The sequence below is a fragment of the Corallococcus exercitus genome (assembly GCF_042231735.1).
GTDB classification, from domain to species: domain Bacteria; phylum Myxococcota; class Myxococcia; order Myxococcales; family Myxococcaceae; genus Corallococcus; species Corallococcus exercitus_B.
In genome coordinates, this window is the sequence record NZ_CP102577.1 from 8,550,977 (window position 1) to 8,574,401 (window position 23,425).

General features: G+C 70.0%; 21 protein-coding genes. 5 read left to right on the plus strand and 16 right to left on the minus strand.

Annotation, left to right across the window (positions count from 1 at the left end):
- Positions 1 to 110: 110 nt before the first annotated feature.
- Together NR792_RS34400 and NR792_RS34405 are read right to left on the minus strand one after the other, a co-directional pair.
- Positions 111 to 1,781, minus strand: coding sequence for a serine hydrolase domain-containing protein (locus NR792_RS34400; protein WP_375756938.1), 1,671 nt, complete (start codon positions 1,779 to 1,781; stop codon positions 111 to 113).
- A gap of 130 nt (positions 1,782 to 1,911) precedes the next feature.
- The gene (locus NR792_RS34405) at positions 1,912 to 2,643 is read right to left on the minus strand and encodes a helix-turn-helix transcriptional regulator (RefSeq protein WP_375756939.1); all 732 of its coding nucleotides are present in this window, start codon (positions 2,641 to 2,643) and stop codon (positions 1,912 to 1,914) included.
- 79 nt (positions 2,644 to 2,722) lie between these two features.
- On the opposite strand from NR792_RS34405, the gene NR792_RS34410 reads away from it, so the two are divergent.
- Positions 2,723 to 3,625, plus strand: coding sequence for an NAD(P)H-binding protein (locus NR792_RS34410; protein ID WP_375756940.1), 903 nt, complete (start codon positions 2,723 to 2,725; stop codon positions 3,623 to 3,625).
- Here NR792_RS34410 and NR792_RS34415 read toward each other — a convergent pair.
- The 7 genes from NR792_RS34415 to NR792_RS34445 all read right to left on the minus strand — a co-directional run bounded on the left by NR792_RS34415 (position 3,600) and on the right by NR792_RS34445 (position 14,746).
- Positions 3,600 to 4,541: a DUF808 domain-containing protein gene (locus NR792_RS34415; RefSeq protein WP_375756941.1), complete on the minus strand. Its 942-nt coding sequence runs from the start codon at positions 4,539 to 4,541 to the stop codon at positions 3,600 to 3,602. The two genes, NR792_RS34410 and NR792_RS34415, sit on opposite strands and share 26 nt — an antisense overlap.
- A gap of 90 nt (positions 4,542 to 4,631) precedes the next feature.
- Positions 4,632 to 10,736, minus strand: coding sequence for an ATP-binding protein (locus NR792_RS34420; RefSeq protein WP_375756942.1), 6,105 nt, complete (start codon positions 10,734 to 10,736; stop codon positions 4,632 to 4,634).
- 192 nt (positions 10,737 to 10,928) lie between these two features.
- Positions 10,929 to 11,333, minus strand: coding sequence for a DoxX family protein (locus NR792_RS34425; RefSeq protein ID WP_375756943.1), 405 nt, complete (start codon positions 11,331 to 11,333; stop codon positions 10,929 to 10,931).
- 132 nt (positions 11,334 to 11,465) lie between these two features.
- Entirely contained in the window at positions 11,466 to 12,308 is an 843-nt protein-coding gene (locus NR792_RS34430; protein WP_375756944.1) for a M12 family metallo-peptidase, read from the minus strand.
- A 61-nt stretch (positions 12,309 to 12,369) separates the two neighbouring features.
- The gene (locus NR792_RS34435; protein WP_375756945.1) at positions 12,370 to 13,194 is read right to left on the minus strand and encodes a hypothetical protein; all 825 of its coding nucleotides are present in this window, start codon (positions 13,192 to 13,194) and stop codon (positions 12,370 to 12,372) included.
- A gap of 51 nt (positions 13,195 to 13,245) precedes the next feature.
- The gene (locus tag NR792_RS34440; protein ID WP_375756946.1) at positions 13,246 to 14,292 is read right to left on the minus strand and encodes a Gfo/Idh/MocA family protein; all 1,047 of its coding nucleotides are present in this window, start codon (positions 14,290 to 14,292) and stop codon (positions 13,246 to 13,248) included.
- Positions 14,293 to 14,326: 34 nt separating this feature from the next.
- Positions 14,327 to 14,746 (minus strand): ADP-ribosylglycohydrolase family protein, encoded by a 420-nt coding sequence (locus NR792_RS34445; protein ID WP_375756947.1) that lies wholly within the window; start codon positions 14,744 to 14,746, stop codon positions 14,327 to 14,329.
- Between the two features lie 109 nt (positions 14,747 to 14,855).
- Between NR792_RS34445 and NR792_RS34450 the strand changes: the two genes are divergently transcribed.
- The gene (locus tag NR792_RS34450; protein WP_375756948.1) at positions 14,856 to 15,218 is read left to right on the plus strand and encodes a cytochrome c oxidase assembly factor Coa1 family protein; all 363 of its coding nucleotides are present in this window, start codon (positions 14,856 to 14,858) and stop codon (positions 15,216 to 15,218) included.
- Between the two features lie 53 nt (positions 15,219 to 15,271).
- Positions 15,272 to 17,026 carry a DUF4215 domain-containing protein gene (locus tag NR792_RS34455; RefSeq protein WP_375756949.1) on the plus strand — a complete coding sequence of 585 codons (1,755 nt, stop codon included), beginning with the start codon at positions 15,272 to 15,274 and terminating at the stop codon, positions 17,024 to 17,026.
- A gap of 58 nt (positions 17,027 to 17,084) precedes the next feature.
- Here the strand turns inward: NR792_RS34455 and NR792_RS34460 are convergent, their stop codons facing one another.
- The 5 genes from NR792_RS34460 to NR792_RS34480 all read right to left on the minus strand — a co-directional run bounded on the left by NR792_RS34460 (position 17,085) and on the right by NR792_RS34480 (position 20,228).
- Positions 17,085 to 17,513: a DUF533 domain-containing protein gene (locus tag NR792_RS34460; protein WP_375756950.1), complete on the minus strand. Its 429-nt coding sequence runs from the start codon at positions 17,511 to 17,513 to the stop codon at positions 17,085 to 17,087.
- Positions 17,514 to 17,628: 115 nt separating this feature from the next.
- Positions 17,629 to 18,192: a redoxin domain-containing protein gene (locus NR792_RS34465; protein ID WP_375756951.1), complete on the minus strand. Its 564-nt coding sequence runs from the start codon at positions 18,190 to 18,192 to the stop codon at positions 17,629 to 17,631.
- Positions 18,192 to 18,779 carry a protoglobin domain-containing protein gene (locus NR792_RS34470; RefSeq protein WP_375756952.1) on the minus strand — a complete coding sequence of 196 codons (588 nt, stop codon included), beginning with the start codon at positions 18,777 to 18,779 and terminating at the stop codon, positions 18,192 to 18,194. Before NR792_RS34470 ends, NR792_RS34465 begins: the two co-directional genes overlap by 1 nt.
- 94 nt (positions 18,780 to 18,873) lie before the next feature.
- Positions 18,874 to 19,533, minus strand: coding sequence for a MarR family winged helix-turn-helix transcriptional regulator (locus NR792_RS34475; protein WP_375756953.1), 660 nt, complete (start codon positions 19,531 to 19,533; stop codon positions 18,874 to 18,876).
- Positions 19,534 to 19,610: 77 nt separating this feature from the next.
- A complete protein-coding gene (locus NR792_RS34480; RefSeq protein WP_375756954.1) occupies positions 19,611 to 20,228 on the minus strand; it encodes a glutathione S-transferase family protein in 618 nt (205 codons plus the stop codon).
- 19 nt (positions 20,229 to 20,247) lie between these two features.
- On the opposite strand from NR792_RS34480, the gene NR792_RS34485 reads away from it, so the two are divergent.
- Positions 20,248 to 21,096 (plus strand): hypothetical protein, encoded by an 849-nt coding sequence (locus NR792_RS34485; RefSeq protein ID WP_375756955.1) that lies wholly within the window; start codon positions 20,248 to 20,250, stop codon positions 21,094 to 21,096.
- Between the two features lie 92 nt (positions 21,097 to 21,188).
- Complete coding sequence (locus NR792_RS34490; protein ID WP_375756956.1) at positions 21,189 to 21,599, plus strand: hypothetical protein; 411 nt, start codon at positions 21,189 to 21,191, stop codon at positions 21,597 to 21,599.
- Positions 21,600 to 21,603: 4 nt separating this feature from the next.
- On the opposite strand, the gene NR792_RS34495 is transcribed toward NR792_RS34490, so the two are convergent.
- Both NR792_RS34495 and NR792_RS34500 read right to left on the minus strand, forming a co-directional pair.
- Positions 21,604 to 22,359, minus strand: coding sequence for a DUF5953 family protein (locus NR792_RS34495; protein ID WP_375756957.1), 756 nt, complete (start codon positions 22,357 to 22,359; stop codon positions 21,604 to 21,606).
- Positions 22,356 to 23,273, minus strand: a complete 918-nt coding sequence (locus tag NR792_RS34500) for a DUF6310 domain-containing protein (protein WP_375756958.1) — start codon at positions 23,271 to 23,273, stop codon at positions 22,356 to 22,358. The genes NR792_RS34495 and NR792_RS34500 overlap by 4 nt, the downstream gene beginning before the upstream one ends.
- Positions 23,274 to 23,425 lie beyond the last annotated feature (152 nt).

Sequence of the window (23,425 nt, forward strand, 5' to 3'; positions counted from 1 at the left end):
GGCTCCTTTGCTTCCGCCTCTTTCACGGAATTCAAGGTGCTCCTCAAGTGAACTCTCTGGGACGCCTTCGCGGGTGTCCACCGGGCCACGTCACCGGTTGAGCCTCTCGATCATTGAGACGTCAGGAGTCCTGTCGCGGCCCCAAGCCGCTCCGCGCGGAACCGGCGCAGGCGGCGGTTGCTGATGGTCAGCCCGTCGATTCCGCCGGAGGCCGCCCGCGTGAACGAGACCGCGCCGAGCGAGCCGGAGAAGCGGTCACCGCCCACGGCATCCAGTATGACTTCATCCCTGCGCGGCCAGCGGATGGCCAGCTTCCCGTCCACGACGCGCACCGTATAGGTCATGTCGGCCTCTTCGCTGCGGTACTGCCCCGCGAAGGCCGCCAGTGCCGAAGCCGTGGGTTTCGGGTCGGTCACGCGGACAAAGGGGCGCGTCGTCGGCCAGGCGTCCCGGATGCTCAGCTCGCGCGGGGACGCGAAACGCCAGACGTGCATCGACTCGCCTGGACGGAACGCGCCATCGCCCATGGGGACGAACGCAGTGGGCACGCCGACCTGTCGCAGCGCTCCGTCCTTGAGCTCCAGCCGCACGATTTCATCCGTCAGCGGGCTCCAGAAGTCGCCCGCCAGCGCCGCCAGCTCCGTCTCCGCCATCTTCACGGCGGGCGGCAGCTCGTCCTTCATGTGCGCGCCCAGGTACACGTCCGCGACCTTCCGGGCGAGCACGCTGGCGTCAATCAGGCCGCTGTTGCACAGCGTGACGATGGCGACCCGCTGGGCTGGAAAGAGGAGGGCCTCCGTGCGGTAGCCGCCGTCCATGCCGTCGTGGCTCACCATGTCCAGGCCGCGATACCCCATCAACCGGAGGCCGCCGCCGTAGCCCGTCACGGTGCCGTCGTTCAACCTGCCGGAGGTCCGCATCAACGTGACCAGCGCCTGCCCACCGACGCGTCCGTCGAGCAGGTTCTGCTCCCACTTCAGCAGGTCGCCAATCGTGGAGTACAGGTTGCCCGCGCCATAATGGTCGGAGCCGGAGCCGCTGAGGCGCCAGCCACCGCCGTCGCGGGAGGTGTAGCCCCAGGCGCGCCGGGGGAAGAGCTCGGTGCGGTCCTCGCGGAAGCAGGTGTCGGTCATGCCGAGCGGCTTGAAGAGCCGCTCGTGGGCGAACGCTTTCAGCGGCTGACCGGAGACGCGCCGCACCACGAGCGCCAGCAACGTGTAGGCGGCATTGCCATACAGGACCTCCGCGCCCGGCTCGAAGTTCACGCCGCGCTGCCGGCTCAGCGCCCAGAGGATGTCTGCCTCGGTGGCCACGTCCTCCCCGCGCCAGCCCGCCAGGTTCAGCAGCTGTCCCTGCTCACGCAGCCCGTTGGTGTGATGCATCAGGTGCGCGAGCGTGACGGTCTTCTTGTACGCGGGCAGCTCCGGCACGTGCTCGCGGATGTCGTCGTCCAGCGAGAGCTTGCCCTCCTGCGCCAGCAGTCCAATCGAGAAGGCCGTGAACTGCTTGGAGATGGAGGCGATGGAGAAGACCGAACGCGGCGTGAGCGGGGCGTCGTGCTCCAGGTCCGCCACGCCATAGCCGCGCGCGTAGTCCAGCACGCCGTCGCGTGAGATGCCCACGGCGCAGCCGGGCGCCGTCTTGCTGTTCCACTGCGAGAAGAGGGCATCCACCTGCTTGTGGCGGTCCCTGGGCGGGGCCGCCGTGGCCGGAGCGGCCAGGGCGGGGGCACACGTGAGCGCGGCGAACAGGAACGACGACACGAGCAGCTTGCGCGGCATGGAGCGCTTCCAGGGCAGGAGGTGAACGGGGGCACCCTGCGCGCGCTGACGCCACGCGGGGGGAGTGTTCAGCCGGTGGGGACGGGCCCGCGGCGAACGGGCCCCCACGTGCGGCGAACGGGCCGGCGCCTCAAACCGAGGCGAACAGGTCCCGGGCCACCAGCAGCATCGCGTCGGCCTCGCGGAGCTGGAAGGTCGCGTCGGTGAGCCGGGCGGACTCAATGCGGTCCAGCCGCAGGAGGCGGACCGCGTCGCGGAGATGGTCCCAGACGAGCAGGTACCAGGCGGGCCACGCCAGCATCAGGTAGTGGGGCTCCACGACCCGCGTGGTCCGCTCGCGCGCGGTCCTGTAGACGACCTCGAGGGCACGCTGCTCGAAGAAGCCGTCCTGCACGAGCCCCAGCACGGACGGGCGGGGATTCTCCCAGGACTCGGAGATGCGGTGCGATGCGAGCGGGCCGTGGAGGATGCGGCGGCGCAGCCGGTTGATGCGGCTCCGCTCCTCGGGAGGGAACGCCGTGGCGATCTTCTGGCGCAGCCCCTTCAGGCTCGACAGGAGCAGGGGAGAGCGCATGCGCTCACCAATCGCGAGCGCCAGGAGCAGGTCGAGCGCTTCGCGGTGGTTGAGCTGGAGCCGCCCCAGGCCGACGCGGGCGGGCACCCGGACCCCGCCGCCGCGTCCCCGCTCGGCTTCAATGGGGACCCCGCGCGCCGCGAGCCGCGCCATGTCCCTGCGCAGGGTGCGCAGGCTCACGCCCAATTCCGCGGCGAGTCCCGGGCCGTTCCAGCTCCGCTGGGAGGCGAGCAGGCCCAGGAGCCGGTCCAGGCGCTCGCTGACGCTCTCGTGGGGTGCCTTGCTCAAAGGTGCCACAGGCTGTCACCTTTTCGCGGACAGTCAAGGCACTGCGAATCACCGCAGCCGTTCAAGGAAGACGGAAGCCATGATGAGGATCGCACTGGTGGGAGCCACGGGACACGTCGCGGGGCGTGCCCTGGAGCGGGTCGTTCAGGCGGGAGCGCAGGCGGTCGCGCTGGTCCGCCACCCGGAGAAGTTGCCGGAGTCCCTCCGCTCCCGGGTCCACGTGGAGCAGGGGACCCTGGAGGATGGCGCCTTCGTGGTCCGCGCGACCCGCGGCGCGGACGCCTTGCTCTGGCTGACGCCGACGACCTTCGGCGCGCAGGACTTCAGGGCCTACACCCTGGACCTGGCACGGAACGCGGCGCGGGCCCTCCAGGAGAATAGGATTCAGCGCGTCGTCTTCGTGTCGAGCCACGGCGCGGACCGTCCGGGTCTGGGCCAGGTCTCCTTCGCGGGCGAGGTGGAGAAGGTGCTGGAAGCGGCCGCGCCGCACACGGTGTCGCTGCGGTGCGCGGGCTTCATGGAGAACCTCTTCGCGTCGGTGGACACGCTGAAGGCCGGGCAGCTCTTCACCCTGCTGCCTCCCGACAAGAAGTACCCCCTGGTGGCCACGCGCGATGTCGGGGACGTGGCCGCCCGCTGGCTGCTGGACGCCACCTGGACGGGCCACCACGTCCGGGGAGTGCACGGCCCCCAGGACCTGAGCGCGAACGAGCTGGCGGACATCCTGGGGCGTGGGCTCGGCAGGCCCATGCGGTGCCAGCGGGTCCCGGCAGAAACCCTCCGGCACGACTTCATGATGCGAGGGATGAGCCCCTCCGTCGCCGAGGCCTACGCCCAGATGTTCTGGGGCTTCGGCCAGCAGGACTACCGGCCCTCGGAGCCGCGCACCGCGGAGACGACGACCCCCACGACCTTCGAGTCGTTCGCGCGCGAGAGCCTGGCGCCCCGCTTCCGCGCTACTTCTTCGCGCCCCGGCCCTTGAACAGCTTCTGGCCCAGGGTGAAGAGCACCACCAGCACGGCGCCGGCGCCCAGGCCCACCGCGGCGTTGAGCAGCATGGGGGCGAGCCCGCCCAGGATGTTTCCCACGCCGGGCACGCGCCCGGCCCAGGCGGTGAAGGACTCCTCCGCGTGGTGCAGGCTGGAGATGCCGTGCACGAGGATGCCGCCGCCCACCAGGAACATGGCCGCCGTCCCCGCCACGGAGAGGAACTTCATCAGCCACGGCGCCGCGCGGAGGATGCCCGCGCCCAGGCCTCGCGCGAAGCCCCCGCTCTTGCGGCTGAGGTAGAGCCCCGCGTCGTCCAGCTTCACGATGCCCGCCACGAGCCCGTACACGCCCACCGTCATGAGGAGGGCGATGCCCACCATCACCGAGACGCGGGTGGCGAAGTCCACCGTCGCCACCGTGCCCAGCGTGATGGCGATGATCTCCGCGGAGAGGATGAAGTCCGTGCGCACCGCGCCCTTGATCTTGTCCTTCTCCAGCGCCACCAGGTCCACGGCCGGGTTCGCCAGCGACTCGCGCAGCTCCGTGTGGTGCGCCTCGTCCTCCTCCTTGCTGTGGAGGAACTTGTGCGCCAGCTTCTCGAAGCCCTCGAAGCAGAGGAAGGCCCCGCCCACCATCAGCAGCGGGGTCACCAGCCAGGGCGCCAGCGCGCTGATGGCCAGCGCCGCCGGCACCAGGATGGCCTTGTTGACGAGCGAGCCCTTCGCCACCGCCCACACCACGGGCAGCTCGCGGTCCGCGTTCACGCCGGTCACCTGCTGCGCGTTGAGCGCCAGGTCGTCACCCAGCACACCCGCCGTCTTCTTCGCCGCCACCTTCGTCAGGATGGAGACGTCATCCAGGATGGTCGCGATGTCGTCGATGAGCGCAATCAGGCTGCTGCCTGCCATGGAGGTCTTCCGGGAGGGAGGGTGGGAAATCGCCGTGTGGCCTGCCCGGGATTAGCACAGCTGGGGGGGCTGTGTTCCAGCGACAGGAGGTCACCCTGGGGCCATGTCCAGCGGTAGCACCGTGGTGAAGGTGGCCCCCCCGCCCTCGGTGGGCTCCAGGTGGAGGCTGCCCCCGTGGGCCTCCGCGATGTGGCGGGCCATCCACAGACCCAGCCCGAAGCCGCCGTGGTGGTTCGCGGGGACCCCGCGCTCGAAGCGCCCGAAGACGCGCTCCTGGTCCTCCGGGTCGACCCCGTCTCCATGGTCCCGGACCGCCAGGCTGACCCGGCCCGCCGCGTGCGCCACCCGGACCTCCACGGGCTTGCCCGTCCCGAACTTGAGGGCGTTGTCCACGAGGCTGTCGAGCAGCTGCTCCAGCCTCGCGCGGTCGAAGCGCCCCACCACCGGCAGGGGCGCCTCCAGGGTGAGGACGCAGTCCGCGCGAAGGGCCTTCTCCCGCGCCCGCGCCACGACGGTGGCCGCGAGCTCCGCCAGGTCGACCTGCTCGCGTGAGAGGTCCAGCGGTCCGGTGACGAACTCCGACACGTCCACCAGCTGCTCCACCAGGCGCGACAGGCGCTGGAGGTGCTTCTGCGTCGTCCGTGCCTTGAGCCGGGTGGCTTCCGGCGTCATGTCCGCGGCCGGGACGTCCAGGCTCCGCACCAGGGACTGGATGTTGAGGGACAGGGCGCTCACGGGCGTGCGCAGCTCGTGGCTGACCAGCCGGAGGAACTCGTCCCGCGTCCGCAGGGACTCGCGCAACGAGTCCTTCTCCACCTCATTGCGGACCACCTCCCGGCGCACACGGGCCATCTCCAGCTGGGTCCGCACCCGCACGCGCAGCTCGCGCGCGGAGAAGGGCTTCACCAGGTAGTCATCCGCGCCGCTCCCCAGGCCCTCCACCGTGGCCTCGTCGCCCGCGCGCGCGGACAGCAGGATGATGGGGATGGCGCGCGTGCGCTCGTCGGCGCGCAGCGCGCGCACCAGGCCAAAGCCATCCAGCACCGGCATCATCACGTCGGAGAGGATGAGGTCGGGCGGATGCGCGCGCGCCTGCTCCAGCGCGTCCTGCCCGTTGCGGGCGGTCTCCACGTGGGGGAAGCCGTGCTTGAGCAGCCCCGTGACGTAGGTGCGCAGGTCGGCGTTGTCGTCCACGAGGAGGATGCGGGAGCGCGCGAGCTCCGCGGGGACCCGCGACGCCGGGTCCTCGGCTTCGGGCGGGGCCCCGGCGTCCGGGGGGATGACGTCCGTGGACCAGCGGCGCGCCTCCTCGACGAAGGGCGCGGCGGCCGAAGGCCGCGGGAGCGGCCCGGACGCGCGCTCGACGCGCTCCGGGGGCAGGTGGGCCGTCCCCCGGGGCAGCCGCACGGTGAACGTGGTGCCCTTGCCCAGCTGGCTCGTCACCGCGACGCCGCCCCCGTGCAGCTTCACCAGCTCCTGCACCAGCGCGAGGCCAATGCCCGTCCCCTCGTGGCTGCGGCCCTGGGTGACGCGCACGCGGTAGAAGCGCTCGAAGACGCGCGGGAGCTCCTCCTCGGGGATGCCCACCCCCGTGTCCTCGACGCGCAACACGGCCTGCGCGTCCTCCCACCGCAGGCTCACGCGGATCTCCCCGTGGTACGTGTACTTCACCGCGTTGGAGAGCAGGTTGAGGACAACCTTCTCCCACATCTCCGGGTCCACGTAGACGGGCTCGGGCAGGGGCGGGCAGTCCACCACCAGCCGCAGGCCCGCGCTCTCCACCGCGGACTGGAAGGCGCTCGCGAGGCTCGTGCTGAAGGCGGACAGGTCCATGGGCCTGTAGCTGGCCTGGGCCCTTCCTGCCTCCATCCGGGAGAAGTCGAGCAGGGTGTTGACCAGCTTGTAGAGCCGCAAGGCATTGCGGCGCACCAGCTCCAGCGGCTCTCCCTCCAGCGCCTTCGTCGTCTTCGCCAGCGCGTCCTCGATGGGGCCGAGGATGAGCGTGAGCGGCGTGCGGAACTCGTGGCTCACGTTGCTGAAGAACGCGGTCTTCGCCGCGTCCAGCCGGGCCAGCTCCTCGGCCCGCTGCTTCTCCTGCTCGTAGGCGCGGGCGCTGGAGATGCTGGCGGCCAGCTGCCGCGCCAGCAGCTGCAGGAAGCCCCGGTACTCGTCGTCCAGCGCGCGCAGGGGGCTCAGGCCCGCCACGAGCACCGCCAGGGCGTCGGCGTCCGCGCCCATGGGCACCGGGAGGAGGAGGGCGCGCGTCGTGGGCTCCGGCCAGGGGCCGCCGGGAAGGGGGCCGAAGCGCCGGGCCAGGTCCTCCAGCAGGACCTCCTGTCTCGCCTCCGTGACGCTCGCGAGGGGCCAGGAGGACATGTCGCCCGCCGCCAGCGTCACGGGCGCGGCGGCCGTCCCGCGCTCCAGGCCCGCGCAGCAGACCAGGCGTCCCTGGTCCGCCTTGACGAGGTAGAGCAGCGCGAAGGGCACGTCGTGCGCCGCCTGCGAGAGGACGGCCTCCAGCGAGCGGAAGATGCCCTCGACCGTCTTGTCCAGCGCCGTGCGGATGGACAGCTCCCGGAGGATGGCCAGCCGGCGGTCCCCCACCACCTGCCGGGTCGTCTCGCTCGCGATGGCGAACATGCCGGCGATCTCCCCCGACTCGCCGATGGTCGGGTTGTAGGACCAGGTGAAGTAGGACTCCTCCCGCAGGCCGCCGGGACGGCGCGCGAAGTTGACGTTCCCGTCCTCGATGTAGATGGGCTCGCCCGTGTCCTGGGCGCGCTGGATCAACGGGCCCAGCTGCCCCCACTCCTCGACGAGCGCCTCGCTGCCGCGCGCGCCCAGCGTCTGGGGATGCTTCGCCCCCAGGATGGGCCGGAACGGGTCGTTGTAGAGCATGCGCAGCTCGGGACCCCAGAAGAGGATGATGGGGTAGGGCGAGCGCAGCATCGTGCTGACGGACGTCCGCAGGGACTGCGGCCACTGCTCGGGCGGGCCCAGCGAGTTGGTGGACCAGTCATGGGCCCGCATCATGGCGCCCATGTCGCCGCCCTGCTGGAGGAAGGGCTCCTCCTCGGCCGGCCGCGCCGACGGCGTGGGCTCCGGGGCGGGGGCGCGCGGGACGGGCGCGACGGCGGCGGTCCGGGCCCGCGGTTCGCGCGGGAGGGTGAAGTGGAAGGTGGTGCCCCGGCCCGGCTCGCTCTCCACCTGGATGTGCCCGCCGTGGCTCTCCACGATGCCCTTCGTGATGGAGAGGCCCAGGCCGTGACCGTCGCGCCGCCGCTGCGTCGCGTGCCAGTAGCGGTCGAAGAGGTGCGGCTGCACGCTGGCGGGGATGCCCGGGCCGGTGTCCGCCACGCTGAAGCGCAGGTCGTCCGTGCCGGGCTCGCTCGCCACCCGCAGGTGGAGGCTGCCCCCGGCGGGGGTGAACTTCAGCGCGTTGGCCAGGAGGTTGCCGAGCGCTTGAAGCAGGCGCTCGCGGTCGCACCACAGGGTGAGCCCGGGCTCCTGCTCCTCCTGCTCCACGACGAGCCTCAGGCCCTTCTCCGCCGCCTGGGGCTCGAAGAGCTCCCGGACGTCGCGCAGCAGCTCCTCCACCGGCTGCGGGCGGACCTCGATGGCGAGCGTTCCCGTGTCGATGCTCGCCAGGTCGAGCAGGTCCTCGATGAGCCGGTTCATCCGGTCCACGGAGCGGCGGATGGAGTCGGCCTGCTTGCGCGCGCGGGCGGTCGCCTCGGATTCGGGGGGCAGCCGCTGGAGCAGCTCCGTGGCGGCGCGGATGGCCGTCAGGGGCGAGCGCAGGTCGTGGCTGACGACGGCGAGCGTCTCCTCGCGCAGGCGCGTGGCGCGCAGGGACTCCTCCAGCAACCGCTGGGTCTCCGCCGCGTGCGCGCGCTCCGCGGCCAGGGCCTCCCGCCGGAGCCGCGCGACGGTGAGCTGGGCGTTGATGCGCGCGATGAGCTCGTTCGCGGAGAAGGGCTTGACGAGGTAGTCGTCCGCGCCGCTGTCGAGCCCCGCGATGGTGGCCTCCTCGCCCGCGCGCGCGGACAGCAGGATGATGGGAATGGCGCGGGTGCGCTCGTCCGTGCGCAGGGCCTGGACCAGCTGCAGGCCATTGACCCCCGGCATCATCACGTCGGAGAGGATGAGGTCGGGCGGATGCGCGCGCGCGGCGGTGAGCGCTGCTCCGCCCTCGTTCACCGCCTCCACGCTCCACCGGGGCTCCAGCAGCCGGGTGAGGTAGGCGCGCATGTCCGCGTTGTCGTCCACCACCAGGATGCGGGCGTCCGCGCGGTCCGCGGTGGACCGCGGCGCGGCGGGAGCGGGCCCATCCCCGCTCCACTGGGAGAGCTCCGCGAGGAAGGCACCGGGGCCGATGCCGGTGGACGGGCGCCCGGGCTCCGGCGCGCCCGGCTTCCGGGGCAGATGCGCGGTGCCCGTGGGCAGGAGGACGTGGAAGGTGCTCCCCTGGCCGAGCGTGCTGGTCACCGTCACGCGTCCGCCGTGCAGGTGCACCAGCTCCTGCACCAGCGCCAGGCCGATGCCGGTGCCCTCGTGGCTGCGCCCCCGGGCGCCCTCCACGCGGTGGAAGCGCTCGAAGACGCGGGGCAGCTCCTCCCGAGGGATGCCAATGCCCGTGTCCTGGACGGTGAGCTCCACCTGCGCGCCCAGCCACCTCAGCGCGAGGCGGATCTCCCCCTCGAAGGTGTACTTGAAGGCGTTGGAGAGCAGGTTGAGGACGACCTTCTCCCAGAGGGAGGGGTCCACGCAGACGGGCTCGGGCAGCGCCGGGCAGTCCACGCGCAGCGCGAGCCCGGCGGCGGTCGCCGCGGAGTCGAAGTTGCTCGCCAGGTCCACGGTGAGCGCGGAGAGGTCCGTCGGGACGAAGGACACCTGGGCGCGCCCCGCCTCCAGGCGGGCGAAGTCGAGCAGCGTGTTGACCAGCTTCTGCAGGCGCAGGCCGTTGCGGCGCACCACCTCCTGGCGCTCCCGCTGCGCCGGAGGCAGGGGCTGCCGGTCATCCGCGAGGCCGTCCTCGATGGGCCCCAGCATCAGGGTCAGCGGCGTGCGGAACTCGTGGCTCACGTTGCTGAAGAAGGCCGTCTTCGCGCGGTCGAGCTCCGCCAGGGCCTCCGCCCGCTGCTTCTCCTCTTCGTAGGCGCGGGCGTTGCCGAGCGCCGTGGCGAGGTGGTCCGCCACCAGCCCCAGGAACCCGCGGTAGTCGTCGTCCGGGGCGCGCCTCGCGCTCACGCCCGCCACGAGGAAGCCGTAGGGGTGCTCGGCGCCGGCCCGCGTGATGGGGAAGAGCCACGCCGTGCGGGGCGACTCCGGCCACCTGCCGCCGGGCAGCGGCCCGAAGCGCGCCTGCACGTCCGGGACGAGCTTCGGCCCCTGGGCGTCGGTCGCCTCCGGGAAGGGCCACGCGGTGGCGCCCGTGCCGAAGAGCGCGGCGGGCGTGGCGGTGTCCTGCCCCCAGCCCGTCGTCGCCACCAGCTCCAGGCCCTGGCCCGCGTCCCCCTGGCGGTACAGCAGGGCGAACGGGATGTCGAAGCCGTTGGTCTCCAGCGCGGCCGCCGCTTCGCGCCACGCGTCCTGCTCGCGCTTCACCGCCCCCGTCCGCGCCGCCAGGTCGCGCAGCGTCCGCAGCCGCCGCTCGCCCAGCACCCGGCCGGTGGTCTCCGTGAGGGTGACCAGCACGCCCCCGACGCCGCCGCTCTCGTCCCGGATGGGGCTGTAGGAATAGGTGAAGTAGCACTCCTCGAGGTAGCCGTTGCGGTCCAGCGGCAGCATCCAGTCCTCGGAGCCGACCGCCGTGCCCTGTCTCACGCCCTCGAACATCGGGCCGATGATGTGCCAGCTCTCCGCGAACGTGCTCTGCGCGCTGTGGCCCATGGCGGCCGGGTGCTTCGTCGCGCCCAGCACCGGCCGGTAGCCGTCGTTGTAGAACTGGACCAGCTGGGGTCCCCACGCGATGTACATGGGGAAGCGCGACTCGAGCAGGATGCTCACCGCCGTGCGCAGGGACTGGGGCCACGTCCGGGGCGCTCCCACGGGAGTCCGCGTCCAGTCGATGGAGCGCATGAGCGCGCCCATCTCGCCTCCGCCCTCGAGCACGGCCGCTGCCTCGCGGCGGTGCACGTCCACCGTCGCGGGGTCGCTGGAGGCCGTCACGCTCGTGCGGGTCGAGGAGCTCATCGAGAGCGTTCGTTAACACACGCCCCTCGGAGCCGGGCGGAGCGTGTGGAACGAAGGTTGGCCCCTCGACGCAGGTTCCGGAAGGTGGCCGTCCGGCACGCCTCTTCGGGTGCGCCTGCCCGTGTGCCTTGCGTCAGGGCGGGCGGACGTCCATCACCCGCGCCGGAGATACGGCGTGCAGCGCGCGAGGGACTACGTGCGCGGGGTTCCCCGGCGCGCGCCGTCCACGCTCCAGATGCCCGAGCCGCGCGCGGCGATGTAGAGGAACACGAAGCAGTAGAGCGCCGCGAGTTCGCCCTGGTTCGCGATGGGGATGAGGTTGCCGCCGTTGGGCACCACGTGCCCCAGGAAGAAGGCGAACGCCATGGTGCCGCTGCAGATGAACGCCGCGGGGCCGGCGAACAGCCCCAGCGCGACGAGCGCGCCGCCCAGGAACTCGATGATTCCCGCGCCGTAGACGACAAAGGCCGGCGCCCCCGGGGGCACCCCGCCGAACAGGCCGAAGAGCTTCTGCAGACCGTGCTGCATGAACATCAGTCCGGCCATGATGCGGAGCAGCGCGTAGATGCGTTCAGTGTGGGGCCGCAGGAATCCCATGACGTCCTCCGAGCGTAGAGACGCACGCAGTGTACGGCGGCCCCGCACGGGTCGCGGCCACCCGGGGCACGTGCCCGGTGATGGGGAGGCCCGGCGTCCGCACGTGAACAGATGCCGGGTGCCCGCCCCTGCTCAGCCCCGGAGCCCGAGGATGGTCGCGGTGTACCCGTTGATCTGCGCGACGTTGTTCGCGGCGTGCGCGCCCGTGGCGCCCGTGGGCAACGGACCGTGCTGCCCGTCGTCGTAGTCCACGGCGGGATTGCTGAAGTGGCCAATGATTGGCAGGTCGCGATCGTGGTGGGGGTTGTACGCCATGATCGTGCGCCAGTGAGGGGTGCAGTAGCCGTAGCACGACGCATGGGCGCGCACCTGGACGGACTCGCGGTTGTGCTCGCAGCCGAAGAGGTGGCCAATCTCGTGCGCCGGAGCAAAGCCATCCAGCAGCTTGGTGTGCGGCACCACCACGAAGGCCTCGTTCCTGTCCACGGCGCCAAGGGCTCCGGCGATGGGGTCCCCTCCGTTTCCCGACACGAAGAGGACCACGTGCGCCTCGTGCTCCGCCCGGAGGTCCAGGCAGGTCCTCCGGATGTTCGCATTGAACTCCGCAAGCTCGGGGTACGACGGCCCCTGCTTGCGCAGCTCGCGCTCCTGCTCACTGGCCGGCTCTCCGAGCATCGCGTCCCGGTACATGTCCGCGCCCAGGAAGGGAGGAGGGGCCGCGAACTGCACGATGGACACGAGGTTCCCCCGCACGTCGACCCCGCTGCGCTCGAAGGCCTCGTTCATCTGGGTGATGCACAGCCGGATGTTGCCAATGAGCTCGTCGCGTTCAATGGGCTCGCCCCCCTCGTCGTTGAACGCGCAGTCGCTCGTGAACACGGCCAGGACGTTGAAGACGTTGTCCGGCTCGGGCTCATCGCGCTGCCACACGACCTGGGTGGCCCATTCCGCCGTCTCCCATGGGCGCTCACGCACCACCGGTTCCTGCGGCAGCCGCAGCCGCGCGGCCCGTCTCCTGCCAAAGCAACAGCCCATGTCAGCCCACCTCCTCGAGGAGGGACTCGAGCCCGCCGCGCGACCGCAGCGCGAAGCGGAGCCGCGACAAGGCTTCCTCGTGGAGCCTCTTGTATCGGATGAGCTCGCTGCTTCCTGAGTCCTGGAGGATGTCCGCGGCCCACGCGTAGCGCGGGTCGGACTCGAAGTGGCTCCCCAGCAGGAACATGAGCACCGGATAGAGGGCCCGCACGCCCTTGCTGTGCTTCGCCGTGAGCGCCTGCGCGAGCGTGAACAGGGCCGGAACCTGGGCCCGCACCACCCGGTGCTTCTCGGGGTGGAGGCTGGAGAGCAGCGTGCCCAGCTCGCCCGCGGAGCCGCACACCTTGTCCACGAGGGACGCGGAGCTGCACCTGCGCGCCCGGAGCAACGCCTTGATGTAGAGGTCGCCGGTCTCCCCGGAGATGACGTCGAGATAGGTGAGCGCGCTGTCGAAGAGCACCGTCATCGACTTCCTGCCCAGCGCCGGGCCCACCCACGCAAGCTGCGGATCGCTGTCGAACCGGTGCCCGAACAGGACCATCAGGTCCAGGTAGTTGTGGACGTCCGCGGCCTTCGTGAAGCCGTGGCCCAAGGCCTGCTGCCGGGCTGATTCCACGAAGGCCTCACCGCCCGCCGCGCCCATCAGGAGACTGTCGATGGGGTGGACCCGGAGGAGCCGCTTGTGGAGCTCCGACTGCCGCTGGAGCGGCTTCTTGAACGGCTTGCCCACCGTTGGCCGCTTCAGGCCGCCAAGCAAGGTGGACTTGGGTTGCTCGCCGAACAACGCCGTCAGGGACTTCTTCCGGTTCCCCGCGTACTCAGACATCGGCAGCCTGGTTCATGACCCGGCATCCCATCACCACCGTGCACCAGGGTGTCAAGCCGGGCCGGGCCCCATCCCAAGCTGGCTTCGTGCCGCGTCGATGGTTTCAAGCAGGGCGATGCTGTGCGCCAGCGGATGCAGGGGTGACTCCCTGAGTCCTTCGGCGACGTGACTCGCGACAGCCACGGCCTGCCAGGCCAGACCCTCGCTGCCGTGGAGACCGGAGGGGTCGGTCCAGCGCAGCCGCTGGTCCGACCGCGCGGCCTTCAGCGTGAAGCCGCCGGGCGTGAAGAAGCGTGAGTCCAGCTGGAGGCGCGCGTGCGTCCCCGCGATGACGGCCTCCTGGGGCGTCTCCGCGAAGAGGGTGGTGTGCAGCAGCGCCTGGGCACCCTGTGGGTAGGTGAGGACGAGGGCCGCCTGCCCATCCACCCCGGTCTGGGTGAGGGAGCCCGTGGCGTGCACGTGCGGGGGCGGGCCCAGGACGAGGTGCGCGAGCCAGATGGGATAGATGCCGATGTCGAGCAGGGCGCCCCCGCCGAGCGCGGGGTTGAAGACGCGGCCTTCCGGGTCGAAGTCGAAGAGCCCCCCGAAGTCCGCCGTGACGAGCCGGATGTCCCCGAGCACCCCGTCGCGCAGCAGCCGCTCGATGAGCAGCGTCTGGGGGAGGAAGCGAGACCACAGGGCCTCCATGGCGAAGACGCCCGCGGCGCGAGCGGCCCGGGCGATGTCGCGGGCCTCGGCGGCGCTGAGCGCGAGCGGCTTCTCCACGAGGACGTGCTTGCCGGCGGCGATGGCGAGCAGGGCCTGGCGCTTGTGCTCGCTGTGGGGGGAGGCCACGTAGACGATGTCGACGTCAGGGTCGGCGACGAGCTGTTCGTAGGAGCCGTGGACGCGCGCGATGCCGTATTGCGAGGCGAAGCGTGAGGCGCGCTCGGGGTCGCGGGAGGCGACCGCGTGGACGCGCTGGTCGGTGTGCCGGTGCAGGGCCCAGACGAAGCCCCCCGCGATCCGTCCGGGCGCCAGCACGCCCCAGCGCAGCACGGGGCCTCCGCGCAAGGGGAGGGCGTCGACGGAGGGGAGGGCGGTCGGGAAGGAGCTCACGGCCCCGAATCTAGCCGCGAGGCTCGGGTCCCCGTCACACCCGTCGGCGCAGCGGCTCCCGGGCGGAGAGCCAGGGCGCGGGAATGGAGGAGCGCCCCGCGCTGAGCGCGACGATTCCCCCCACGATGGCGCAGGTGGTGTCCCGGTCTCCGAAGCCGGCCACCGTGCACCAGAGGGCCTCCTCGAAGGAGTCGAGGTGTCTTGCCGCGCACCACCACGCGCATGTCCGCTCCGTTGCCCATACCTGGACGAGGGACAGCGTCATCTCGGTGTCGTCGGTGTATGTCCATGGCGCGCGGGGCAGCATCCGCTGCTCCACCCAGGGCTGCACGCGCTCGTGCGGGCCGAAGAACCGCTCGCCAAAGGCATCCCCCACGGACACACCGTCCAGCGAAACGAGGGCGCGAGCCAGCCGCGCCGGGACGTCCAACGGCTTGCATGGAATGTCGCTCACGTGAGGCCTCCCAGGGGCGCCGCATCGCTCGCCCGTTTTTGCCGGTTTCGATAGGCATTTAGGATGCTCCTGGCCACGTCGTCATGCCCGAAAGGGCCAGGAGCCAGGAATGTCGCCGACGCTGAAGTGGGTGCTCGGAGCTCTCGTGGGTCTTCCGTTGATGTGCTGCGGCTGCGGTGGCCTGTGGATCCGGAGCCAGTTTCCCCATGAGGAGGCACTGGCTCGCGTGGTGAATCATCGTCAGGTGGTCCAGACCCTGGGCTCGCCCGTGAGTGGCGGCTTCTTCTTCTCCGGCAGGACCCAGTCTCGCGACGATGACTCGGTCGCCGAGATGGAGATTCCGCTCTCCGGAAGCAAGCAGGACGGCGTGCTGCATGTGAAGGCCGTGCAGACCAGCAAGCTCTGGGGGTTCAGCCGCCTTCGCGTGGTGGCCGAGGACGGCAAGGTGATCAACGTCCTCAACGAATTCTGAAGATGTTCAGCCATTGACACCTGTCAGCGGGGCTCGGAGCATGCACTCCCCGTATGACCAAGACCGGCTCCCGACCCTTCCTGCTCGCGAGGACGCTGTGCGCCGTCCTCCTGCTCTCACTCACTGCCTGTGGAGGTGACACCGCCACGGATTCCGACGCGGGGTCCCGGCCCGATGCCTCGACGGGGACCCCTGACTCCGGTTCCCAGGCAGACGCCGGAACGGATGCCGGAACGCAGCCTGGAGACGATGCGGGCACGGATGCCGGAACGCAGCCCGGAGACGACGCGGGCACCACCACGGACGCGGGCAGCACGGATGCCGGTACCACCACCGATGCCGGCACCACGGACGCGGGCACCACCACGGACGCGGGCTCCACGGACGCGGGCTCCCCGTCCATCTGTGGCGACGGGGTGCGGGAGGGCAACGAGGGCTGTGACGACGGCAACACCGCGAGCGGTGATGGCTGCAGCGCGAGCTGCCAGGTCGAGCAGGGCTGGAACTGTGGCGCCGCCGGCCTGAGGTGCCAGGCCGCGCGCTGCGGCGACGGCATCATCGCGGCCCCGGAGGACTGCGAGGACGGCGACACGGCCAGCGGCGATGGCTGTAGCGCCACCTGCCGGCTGGAGCCGGGCTTCGTCTGCGACCAGCCCGGGAAGTCATGCACCCAGACGACCTGTGGCGACGCGAAGGTCGAAGGCACCGAGTCCTGTGATGACGGCAACCACGACCTGGGCGATGGCTGCTCGCCGCTGTGCCAGCTGGAGCCCAGGTGCGTCAACGGCGTCTGCGACGTCCGCTGCGGCGACGGCGTCCTCACGGCCAACGAGCAGTGCGACGACGGCAACCTGCGCCCGTTCGACGGCTGCTCCTCCACCTGTCAGTTCGAGGAGGGCTTCAGCTGCCTCCGGGGCGTTCCGTCCACGCTGACGCTCCCCATCATCTACCGCGACTTCCGGGGGAAGGACCTGCTCAATGGCCACATCGACTTCGAGAACGCGAATGGGGCGGAGCTCGGTATCGTCCAGTCCACCCTGGGCCCAAGCGGCAAGCCCGTCTATGCCAAGGCAGGCGTCTCCTCCCTCACGACGCATGGTCAGCCGGCCTTCGACCAATGGTTTCGCGACACGGCCAACGTCAACCAGACGGTCGCTTCCACGTTGCCCCTGTCGCGGACCGCTTCCTCCACCCCCACCTACCTGTTCGAGGACGCGACCTTCTTCCCGCTCGACAATGCGGGCTGGGTGGCCCTGGGGGAGGAACCGGTTCGTTTGGACGACGAGGGGGCACCGCACAACTTCAGCTTCACCAGCGAGACGCGTTTCTGGTTCGAGTACCGGGGCTCGGAGCGGATCGACTTCACGGGGGACGACGACGTCTGGATCTTCGTCAACGGGCGGCTCGCCCTCGACATGGGAGGGGTCCACGCCAAGATGAGCGGGGGCGTGGACCTCGCGGCCCGGGCGTCCGTCTTCGGCCTCCAGCCGGACCACATCTACGAGGTCGCCGTGTTCCAGGCGGAGCGCCACACGACGGGCTCGAACTACGGGCTGCAGCTGTCCTCGTTCCTGCTGGCCAACCAGCCCGAGTCCTGCACCGCGGCCTGCGGCAATGGCGCGCTGGACGAGGGAGAGGAGTGTGACGACGGCGCGAACCAGGGAGGCTACGGGCAATGCGCCCCGGGGTGCCTGCTCGGCGCCCGCTGCGGTGACGCGGTCGTGCAGCCCGACCAGGGCGAGGAATGCGACGACGGAAACACCGTCGGCCGCGACGGCTGCAGCGCCACCTGCAAGGTGGAGCTGTAGTCCTGCCGATGGAGCTTCCGGTGCGGGGGCCAGCTCCCGCACCGGGCCTCCGCCCGTTTCAGAGCAGCTTCGCCATGATCTCCTGCTCGCGCTGCTCGAGCTTGATTGAGTCGAGCGTCCAGCCAATGAGCTCGTCGGCGGCCGCCACGTCGAAGCCGAAAGCGCGGGCGGCATCCTTCACGGCCGTCCGCTCCTCGTTCGCGATCTCGCCGTCGGCGCAAGACACCTCGACGAGCATGCGCAGCAGGGAGACACGCAGCTCCCGGACTTCAATCTTGCGGACGATGTCCGTGAGGTTGCCGGGCTTCTTGAACTCCGCTTCGATGAGCGCGGCGACCTGCTCATCCCGGGGCGACAGGCCCATGCCCATCACCACGTCATCGAGCTGCTGCCGCTCGTCCTCGGTGACGCGGCCATCGCTCGCCGCCACGTTGGCCATGGCCTGGACGAACGCCAGGAGCTGCTCCTCGGGATACTCGCGCGACATATCGTCTCCAGGTGGGACAGGGCTGCTGGGGAACCCAGGTTAATGGGCGCCCGCGCGGAGCGAAAACGGATTTCGTCTGGAGGCGATGTCCCGTTGACTCCGCCGCCCTGCTCCCTCAGCGGGAGAGCACGGCGCAGCCGGTGTCGTCACAGGCAGCGGCGGGAAGCACCTGGGTGGCAGGCCGCTGCACACCGGCTACAGGGCCCGCCTGGGCCTCGAGCAGCAGGGTCTGGAGCTCGGCGCCCAGCAGCAGGTCGTCGTGAACACCGAAGAGCTGCCGGCGAAGCCGTCCCTGCGCGTCGATGAGGATCGTCGTCGGCGTTCCCCGCATGGCGTACGCCTCCATGGTCCGCGGGATGGGATTCCCACCTTCGCCCGGCGCATCCACGCCCACCGGGAACTTCACCCGGTATTCGTGGAGGAACGCCCGGAGGGATTCGAGCTTCATGGCTTCGTGGTGTTCGAAGACCGTGTGCAGTCCGACGACGGCGAGCGGCGCGCCCGCGAAGAGCTCCGCGACGCGCTGGGCCTGCGGAATACCCCGGGCGACGCAGCCGGGGCAGAGCATCTGGAAGGCGTGGAGGAGGATGACCTTGCCGCGGAGCCGCTCGAGGGTGAGCGGCTCCGGCGTGTTGAGCCAGGTGGTCGTCCGCCACTCCGGCGCGGGGCGCGGTGTCATCAGAAGTCCCCGTCCTTGATGTAGGGGTGGGCCCAGAGCGTCACCTGCAACAGGCAGGACTTCACCCACGCCGCATACATCTTCTCGACGTCCTCCGCGGAGTGGCCCTGCTCGGCCAGGAAGGGGCGCAGGGTGAAGGTGACCGGGAAGATGAGCGCGAACAGGTTCCGGAACGGCACGAGGTCCGTCGAGGGCGCTCCGTCGGTCTTGTTCTTCTTCACCCGATGGTGGCGCAGGCCGATCTCGTGCTGGTAGTCGAGCCAGGCCTGGTCGTACCGGGCAAGCGACGTGTCGAGGATCCACTGGCCGAAGCGCTTGCGGACGGGGGCGAGGTAGTCGCCCAGGGGCTTGCCGTCCGTCTTTCCGCTGAACGAGGCGAGCAGGTGCGGCTGGCTCCCGACGAACCCATACCAGACATCCAGGATGGCCTCGACGCGCCCCTTCACGATGTCGTGCGACATGCGGAGGTACTTCACGTCCTCTTCGCCGAAGAGGACGCTGGCCTGCATCTGTTCGAAGTCGCCGAGGGACACCGGCGAGCGCGAAACGGACGGGGTGCCATGGGTATAGCCGGGGATGGGGTTCATCGCTGCTTCTCCTTCGTGGAGCAAAGCTCCGCTGTCACCGTCGGCCGGAAGGGCCGCGGAATCTGTCTTCACTCGTGCTTGAGACGTGGTGGCGTCAGTCGCGACGCAGGAACTGCTCCCAGACCTCTCGCCGCGCCGGCTCCGGCGCGCGCTCATGTTCCGGGCAGTCGAGGCGCAGCTGATCACTGGAGATCGGCGCGTCCACGAAGGCGCAGTGATGCGGCGACGCGCCTGGGCGCACGTTCGGGCGGAAGTGCGTGCAGGTCACGCACATGCCGGTGACCGGCACGAGCCCCTGCTCCTGGAGCATCCGGATCATCTTGACGATGCCGGAGAAGAACGCGCGCTGCTCCTCCGGGGAGAGGTCCGCGACCGCGTCCGCCATGAACTCGGGCCACGAGCGCGCGCGGGCACCGAGTGCGGCCCCCGTCGCCGTCGGCGTCAGGAGGCTGGCGCGCGGGTGTCTCGGGTCCGGGGCCTTGGTCACGAGCGCCTTCTCGACGAGGACGCGGACCGAATCGCTGATGGTGGGAAGCGTCACGCCGAGGCGCGTGCTCAGCTCCGTGCCGGAGAGGGGCCCGTGCGCGACCAGCGCGGCGAGGATCTGCCCCTGCGTGGCGGACAGGCCCGCCCCGTTCGCCTGCTGCCACGACTGCTGCTTCATCGCGAGCCCGAGCTTGTGCAGCCCGGTCGCGATGCGCGCGGAGAGCGACTCGCTGTTCTCGTCGAAATACCCCGGTAGCTTCCCAGTCATGGGCCAGATCTAAGTTAGGACTCCTAAGTAGTCAAGCCTGCCTGAGCGCCGAGCCGCTTTCCTGTGGGCCGCGGTGCCTACGGCGCGCGGATGACGTCGGTGAGGCGCAGGTGGCGGGGCTGGGCCTGTACCCGCTCGAACCAGGCGCGGATGGCGGGGTAGCGGCCCAGGTCGAACCGGCCCTCCTCCGCCACGTGCGTGTACGCATACAGCGCGATGTCCGCGAGGCTGTAGTGCTCGCCCGCGAAGAAGGGCCGCTTGCGCAGCTCACCCTCCATGACGTCGAGCGCGGCGTAGCCCTTCTGGATGCGCTCCTCCAGCTCCTTCTCCTTGCCGGCGGGGATGCCGAAGAAGGTGAGCCACGCCCGGGCCACGGCGACGTAGGGCTCGTGGCTGTACTGCTCGAAGAACATCCACTGGAGCATCCGCGCCCGCTCCAGCCGGCCGGTGGGGATGAAGGGCGTGCCCTCGGCGAAGTACCAGAGGATGGCGTTGGACTCGGCGAGGAAGACCCCGGGCTCCAGCTCCACGGTAGGGGTCCGGGCAATGGGGTTCATCGCCTTGAACTCCGGCGTGCGTGTCTCTCCCGCGGAGAGGTCCACCTCCCGCGTCTCGAACGGGATCGCGAGCTGATGCAGCAGCAGGCGGACCTTGTAGCAATTCCCAGAGGGGTGGAACTGGTGGAGCTTGATCATGGGTGGGTAGTCTATTCCCATGAGAGCCCTTGCGCTGACCGCGCTTCTCCTGGGGAGCGCTGCCTGCAGGACGCCGCAGCCGGAAGGGGCTTCCGAGGCGAGAGCGGACCTGTCCGTCGCGACGTGTGAGCTCCCCGCGAGCCCCGCCGAGCTCATCTCATTGACCGAAGCCCCCATCCCCGGCGAGCTGCACGAGCGCTTCGACCTGCCGGACGGTCCGGCGTGGTGGGTCCCCGCACCCGAGGACGCGGAGCGACAGCGCTACCGGGAGGCGCTGGTGGCCCGGCTCGGGGCCAGCGGGGTGGAGGCGCGTGCGCTGCTGGAGCGTTCGCGCGAGCAGTTCGCGGCCCTGGCGCTGCCCCTGCGACGCGAGGCGGAGAACACCACGCGCGTTCTGGAAGGCAGCGCCGGCACGGTGGGTCCCATCTCCTGTCTGGAATGGAGGCTCTTCCAGCGACAGGCCCGGCGCTTCCCGATGCTGGAGCACCCCACCGAATTCAGCGCGTACGTCCTGCGCGGCGAGGGGCGGCTGCACATCTACTTCTCCGGCGCCGACCGCGCGGGCGCGAAGCTCCGCTCCGAGGTGACGGAGCGCGTGGCCGCGGAGGTCGCTCGCGGCTTCGTGCTGGTCGCGCACGCGCACAACCACAACTTCATGTTCGACCGCGTGCCGGGAGATCGGCTGTGGACCACGCCGGAGACCGTGAACGTCGTGGGCGGAGGGGTGGCCCCCAGCCTCACCGACGTGCAGGCGTATCGCGGCATGCACGAAGCCCTGGGGCTCCAGGGCGCGTGGGTGACCAACGGCCTGGAGACGGGCCGCTACACCGCCGGGGACTTCGCGCGTCTCTCCGCGTGGGAGGGGTGAGGCAGCGGCCAGGCAGGCTCGCCCCCGCCTTTGCACTCTCCGCATGCCCTCTTCATCTTCCAGAAGGGCTGGACTGGAGCGGGAGGCGACGCGTGCTGCAGGAAACCAGGACCACACTCTCGCAGGACGTGGCTCGCGGGCTGCTGGGCTCGTTCATGGTCGGGGCCGGTACGGGGCATCTCAGCTTCGCGCGAGGGCCTTTCCAGGCGCAGGTGCCGGACTGGGTCCCGATGGACAAGGACACCGTGGTCCTGCTCTCTGGCGTGGTGGAGATAGGGCTCGGGCTGACCCTGCTCTTCAACAAGCGGCACCGGGCCCTCGTCGGGATGGGGCTGGCGGCCTTCTTCGCGGCGGTCTTTCCCGGCAACCTGCATCAGTACGACAAGCACCTCTCCGCGTTCGGCCTCGATACGGACACCAAGCGTCTGGTCCGGCTGTTCTTCCAGCCCGTGCTGATGGGCTGGGCGCTGTGGTCCACCGGCGGCAGGAAGGCGTGGCGGTGAGGGGTCAAGGCGCCGCGCGTCCGCCGATCTCCGGAAAGCGCTCGTAGGCCCGCATGAGCGCATCCAAGTGAGCAGGGTTGTCCAGGTCGAGCGGTGCCTCCGTGAGTTGCACGACCCACCCGCCCGTCGCCGTGCGCCGCGCCCGTGCAAGCAGCTCGGCGTCACGGGTCGGATCCGGAAACCCAATGGCCTGCGCGGCAGCAGCCGACCAGTAGTTCAGCCATCCAAGGTAATAGGGAATCTCGGGCGAGCGGATGTGCTCGAAGCGTTTCAAGGCGGGCAGCCCCCGGCGTGGGGATGGCGGCCCTTCCCGAGTGGGGGCAGTCTGATACGTGATGTCCAGCGCAGCCCCCTCCGGCGTTGCGTGTCCCCAGAACGCACGCACGCCGTCGGCGACAGCTTCAATTACATTGGCAGCTACTGTGAGCACGGTCGGAACCAGTGGTAACTCCGCTTGGACATCAAGTAACGGCTGGCGGGCTGGCGATTGGGCTGCGGGGGTCATCAGCCCGCTGATCATCACCGGGAAGCTTTCGTCGCCATTGCATACCAAAGGAAACTCCCTCCGGGCTGCTGCCGTGGCGAGCCATTCGTCGCGCTGTGGCAACATTGCAAGTTTTCGCGCCTCAGTAACCTCCGACTTCAGGCGCAATCCAGGTAGTGCACGTTCCAATCCATGGACGGCAGCAATTGTGCGATCGTCTTTCTCTACAAGCTCGGACGCATAGGCGTTGAGAATGAGTGAGCTTCGAGCAGTCATCTCTTGCATCCCGTAACAACGATATTGAAAGTCCGGTTTCGTCGTTGGAGCGCATCTTTGTGTGCTTGAGTGCTTACGCCAACGACGAAGTCATATCCACAGGCTTGCGCTACTCTGCGCTCTTCGAGCAGTTGCTTGACCTCCCTCTCGATTTCCGCCCTCTGGATAAAGGAACTGTATGTGTCAAATCGATGGGTCTTGATCTCCCACAGCACACGCACGCCGATTTGCAGCGCATCAAAGCGCACGCCGCCAACGAGTACGTCCATCCCGGGATAACGGTTGGGTGGGAATTCGTCGGCACATTCATTGTGCGGGTCGTCCCCGCCTGCGTGGGGCACTGGAACAGGTTCGCAACTGGCGCGTCCCGTCCGGTCCACTGGCACAGGCGGTACTGGAGGCTGCCAGTCCTGCCCCGCTGGCTCGGGCTTCAGCTTGGGCTTGCGTTGTACTTCAGCTTCCCGGGACGCCACCTTCGTTCCTCGTGAAGTCCCTGCTTCCTCGGGGTAGGCATGGCGGAGTTCATATGCCTCCAGCGCTTCCTTGATGGCGACGCCGACCACCACCACTCCAAGCACGATCACGGCTCCCACGGCAATCTCAGGAGCCGCCAGCACGCAAAAACCGATTCCCACGGCAGCGGCGTCAGCGGAGGCGACTGTGCATCTTCCCGTGGTGTCGTGGAACTCGAGCCGGTCATGGTCAAGGACTCGATAGCACCTCTCCACCAGAACCGGCCAAGGCTGTGACGCTTCGCGGACCACGCACCGTCCCCCGTCAGTCCACGGCAGCACCGCCGCACGCTGAAGATTGGCGATCCTCGGGTTCCGGGACACGCGCTCTGCTGGGCTCGGTGCTGACGTAGCGCAAGCCGAGAGGAAGAGCAGGAGTGCGGCGTAGGCGCGGAGTCGCATGGTCACGTCCTTTCAGGCGAGCCAGCGAGCTGCGGGGCAATGCTGGCCGCATGTGGAGTATGCCCGCATCCACGGATACCATGGATACCGTGAGTGCGCCGAGGCGCGACAGCATGGCCCGGAGCGCACCCGCGGTCATGAAGCGCCCACGC

What these genes read in the sequence shown, in the direction of transcription:
- NR792_RS34475 (WP_375756953.1), bottom strand. Translation starts at nt 19,533, where the DNA reads ATGACTGGGAAGCTACCGGGGTATTTCGACGAGAACAGCGAGTCGCTC.
- NR792_RS34415 (WP_375756941.1), bottom strand. Translation starts at nt 4,541, where the DNA reads ATGGCAGGCAGCAGCCTGATTGCGCTCATCGACGACATCGCGACCATC.
- NR792_RS34495 (WP_375756957.1), bottom strand. Translation starts at nt 22,359, where the DNA reads ATGACTGCTCGAAGCTCACTCATTCTCAACGCCTATGCGTCCGAGCTT.
- NR792_RS34400 (WP_375756938.1), bottom strand. Translation starts at nt 1,781, where the DNA reads ATGCCGCGCAAGCTGCTCGTGTCGTCGTTCCTGTTCGCCGCGCTCACG.
- NR792_RS34500 (WP_375756958.1), bottom strand. Translation starts at nt 23,273, where the DNA reads ATGCGACTCCGCGCCTACGCCGCACTCCTGCTCTTCCTCTCGGCTTGC.
- NR792_RS34480 (WP_375756954.1), bottom strand. Translation starts at nt 20,228, where the DNA reads ATGATCAAGCTCCACCAGTTCCACCCCTCTGGGAATTGCTACAAGGTC.
- NR792_RS34435 (WP_375756945.1), bottom strand. Translation starts at nt 13,194, where the DNA reads ATGTCTGAGTACGCGGGGAACCGGAAGAAGTCCCTGACGGCGTTGTTC.
- NR792_RS34450 (WP_375756948.1), top strand. Translation starts at nt 14,856, where the DNA reads ATGTCGCCGACGCTGAAGTGGGTGCTCGGAGCTCTCGTGGGTCTTCCG.
- NR792_RS34470 (WP_375756952.1), bottom strand. Translation starts at nt 18,779, where the DNA reads ATGAACCCCATCCCCGGCTATACCCATGGCACCCCGTCCGTTTCGCGC.
- NR792_RS34485 (WP_375756955.1), top strand. Translation starts at nt 20,248, where the DNA reads ATGAGAGCCCTTGCGCTGACCGCGCTTCTCCTGGGGAGCGCTGCCTGC.
- NR792_RS34465 (WP_375756951.1), bottom strand. Translation starts at nt 18,192, where the DNA reads ATGACACCGCGCCCCGCGCCGGAGTGGCGGACGACCACCTGGCTCAAC.
- NR792_RS34410 (WP_375756940.1), top strand. Translation starts at nt 2,723, where the DNA reads ATGATGAGGATCGCACTGGTGGGAGCCACGGGACACGTCGCGGGGCGT.
- NR792_RS34460 (WP_375756950.1), bottom strand. Translation starts at nt 17,513, where the DNA reads ATGTCGCGCGAGTATCCCGAGGAGCAGCTCCTGGCGTTCGTCCAGGCC.
- NR792_RS34425 (WP_375756943.1), bottom strand. Translation starts at nt 11,333, where the DNA reads ATGGGATTCCTGCGGCCCCACACTGAACGCATCTACGCGCTGCTCCGC.
- NR792_RS34455 (WP_375756949.1), top strand. Translation starts at nt 15,272, where the DNA reads ATGACCAAGACCGGCTCCCGACCCTTCCTGCTCGCGAGGACGCTGTGC.
- NR792_RS34420 (WP_375756942.1), bottom strand. Translation starts at nt 10,736, where the DNA reads ATGAGCTCCTCGACCCGCACGAGCGTGACGGCCTCCAGCGACCCCGCG.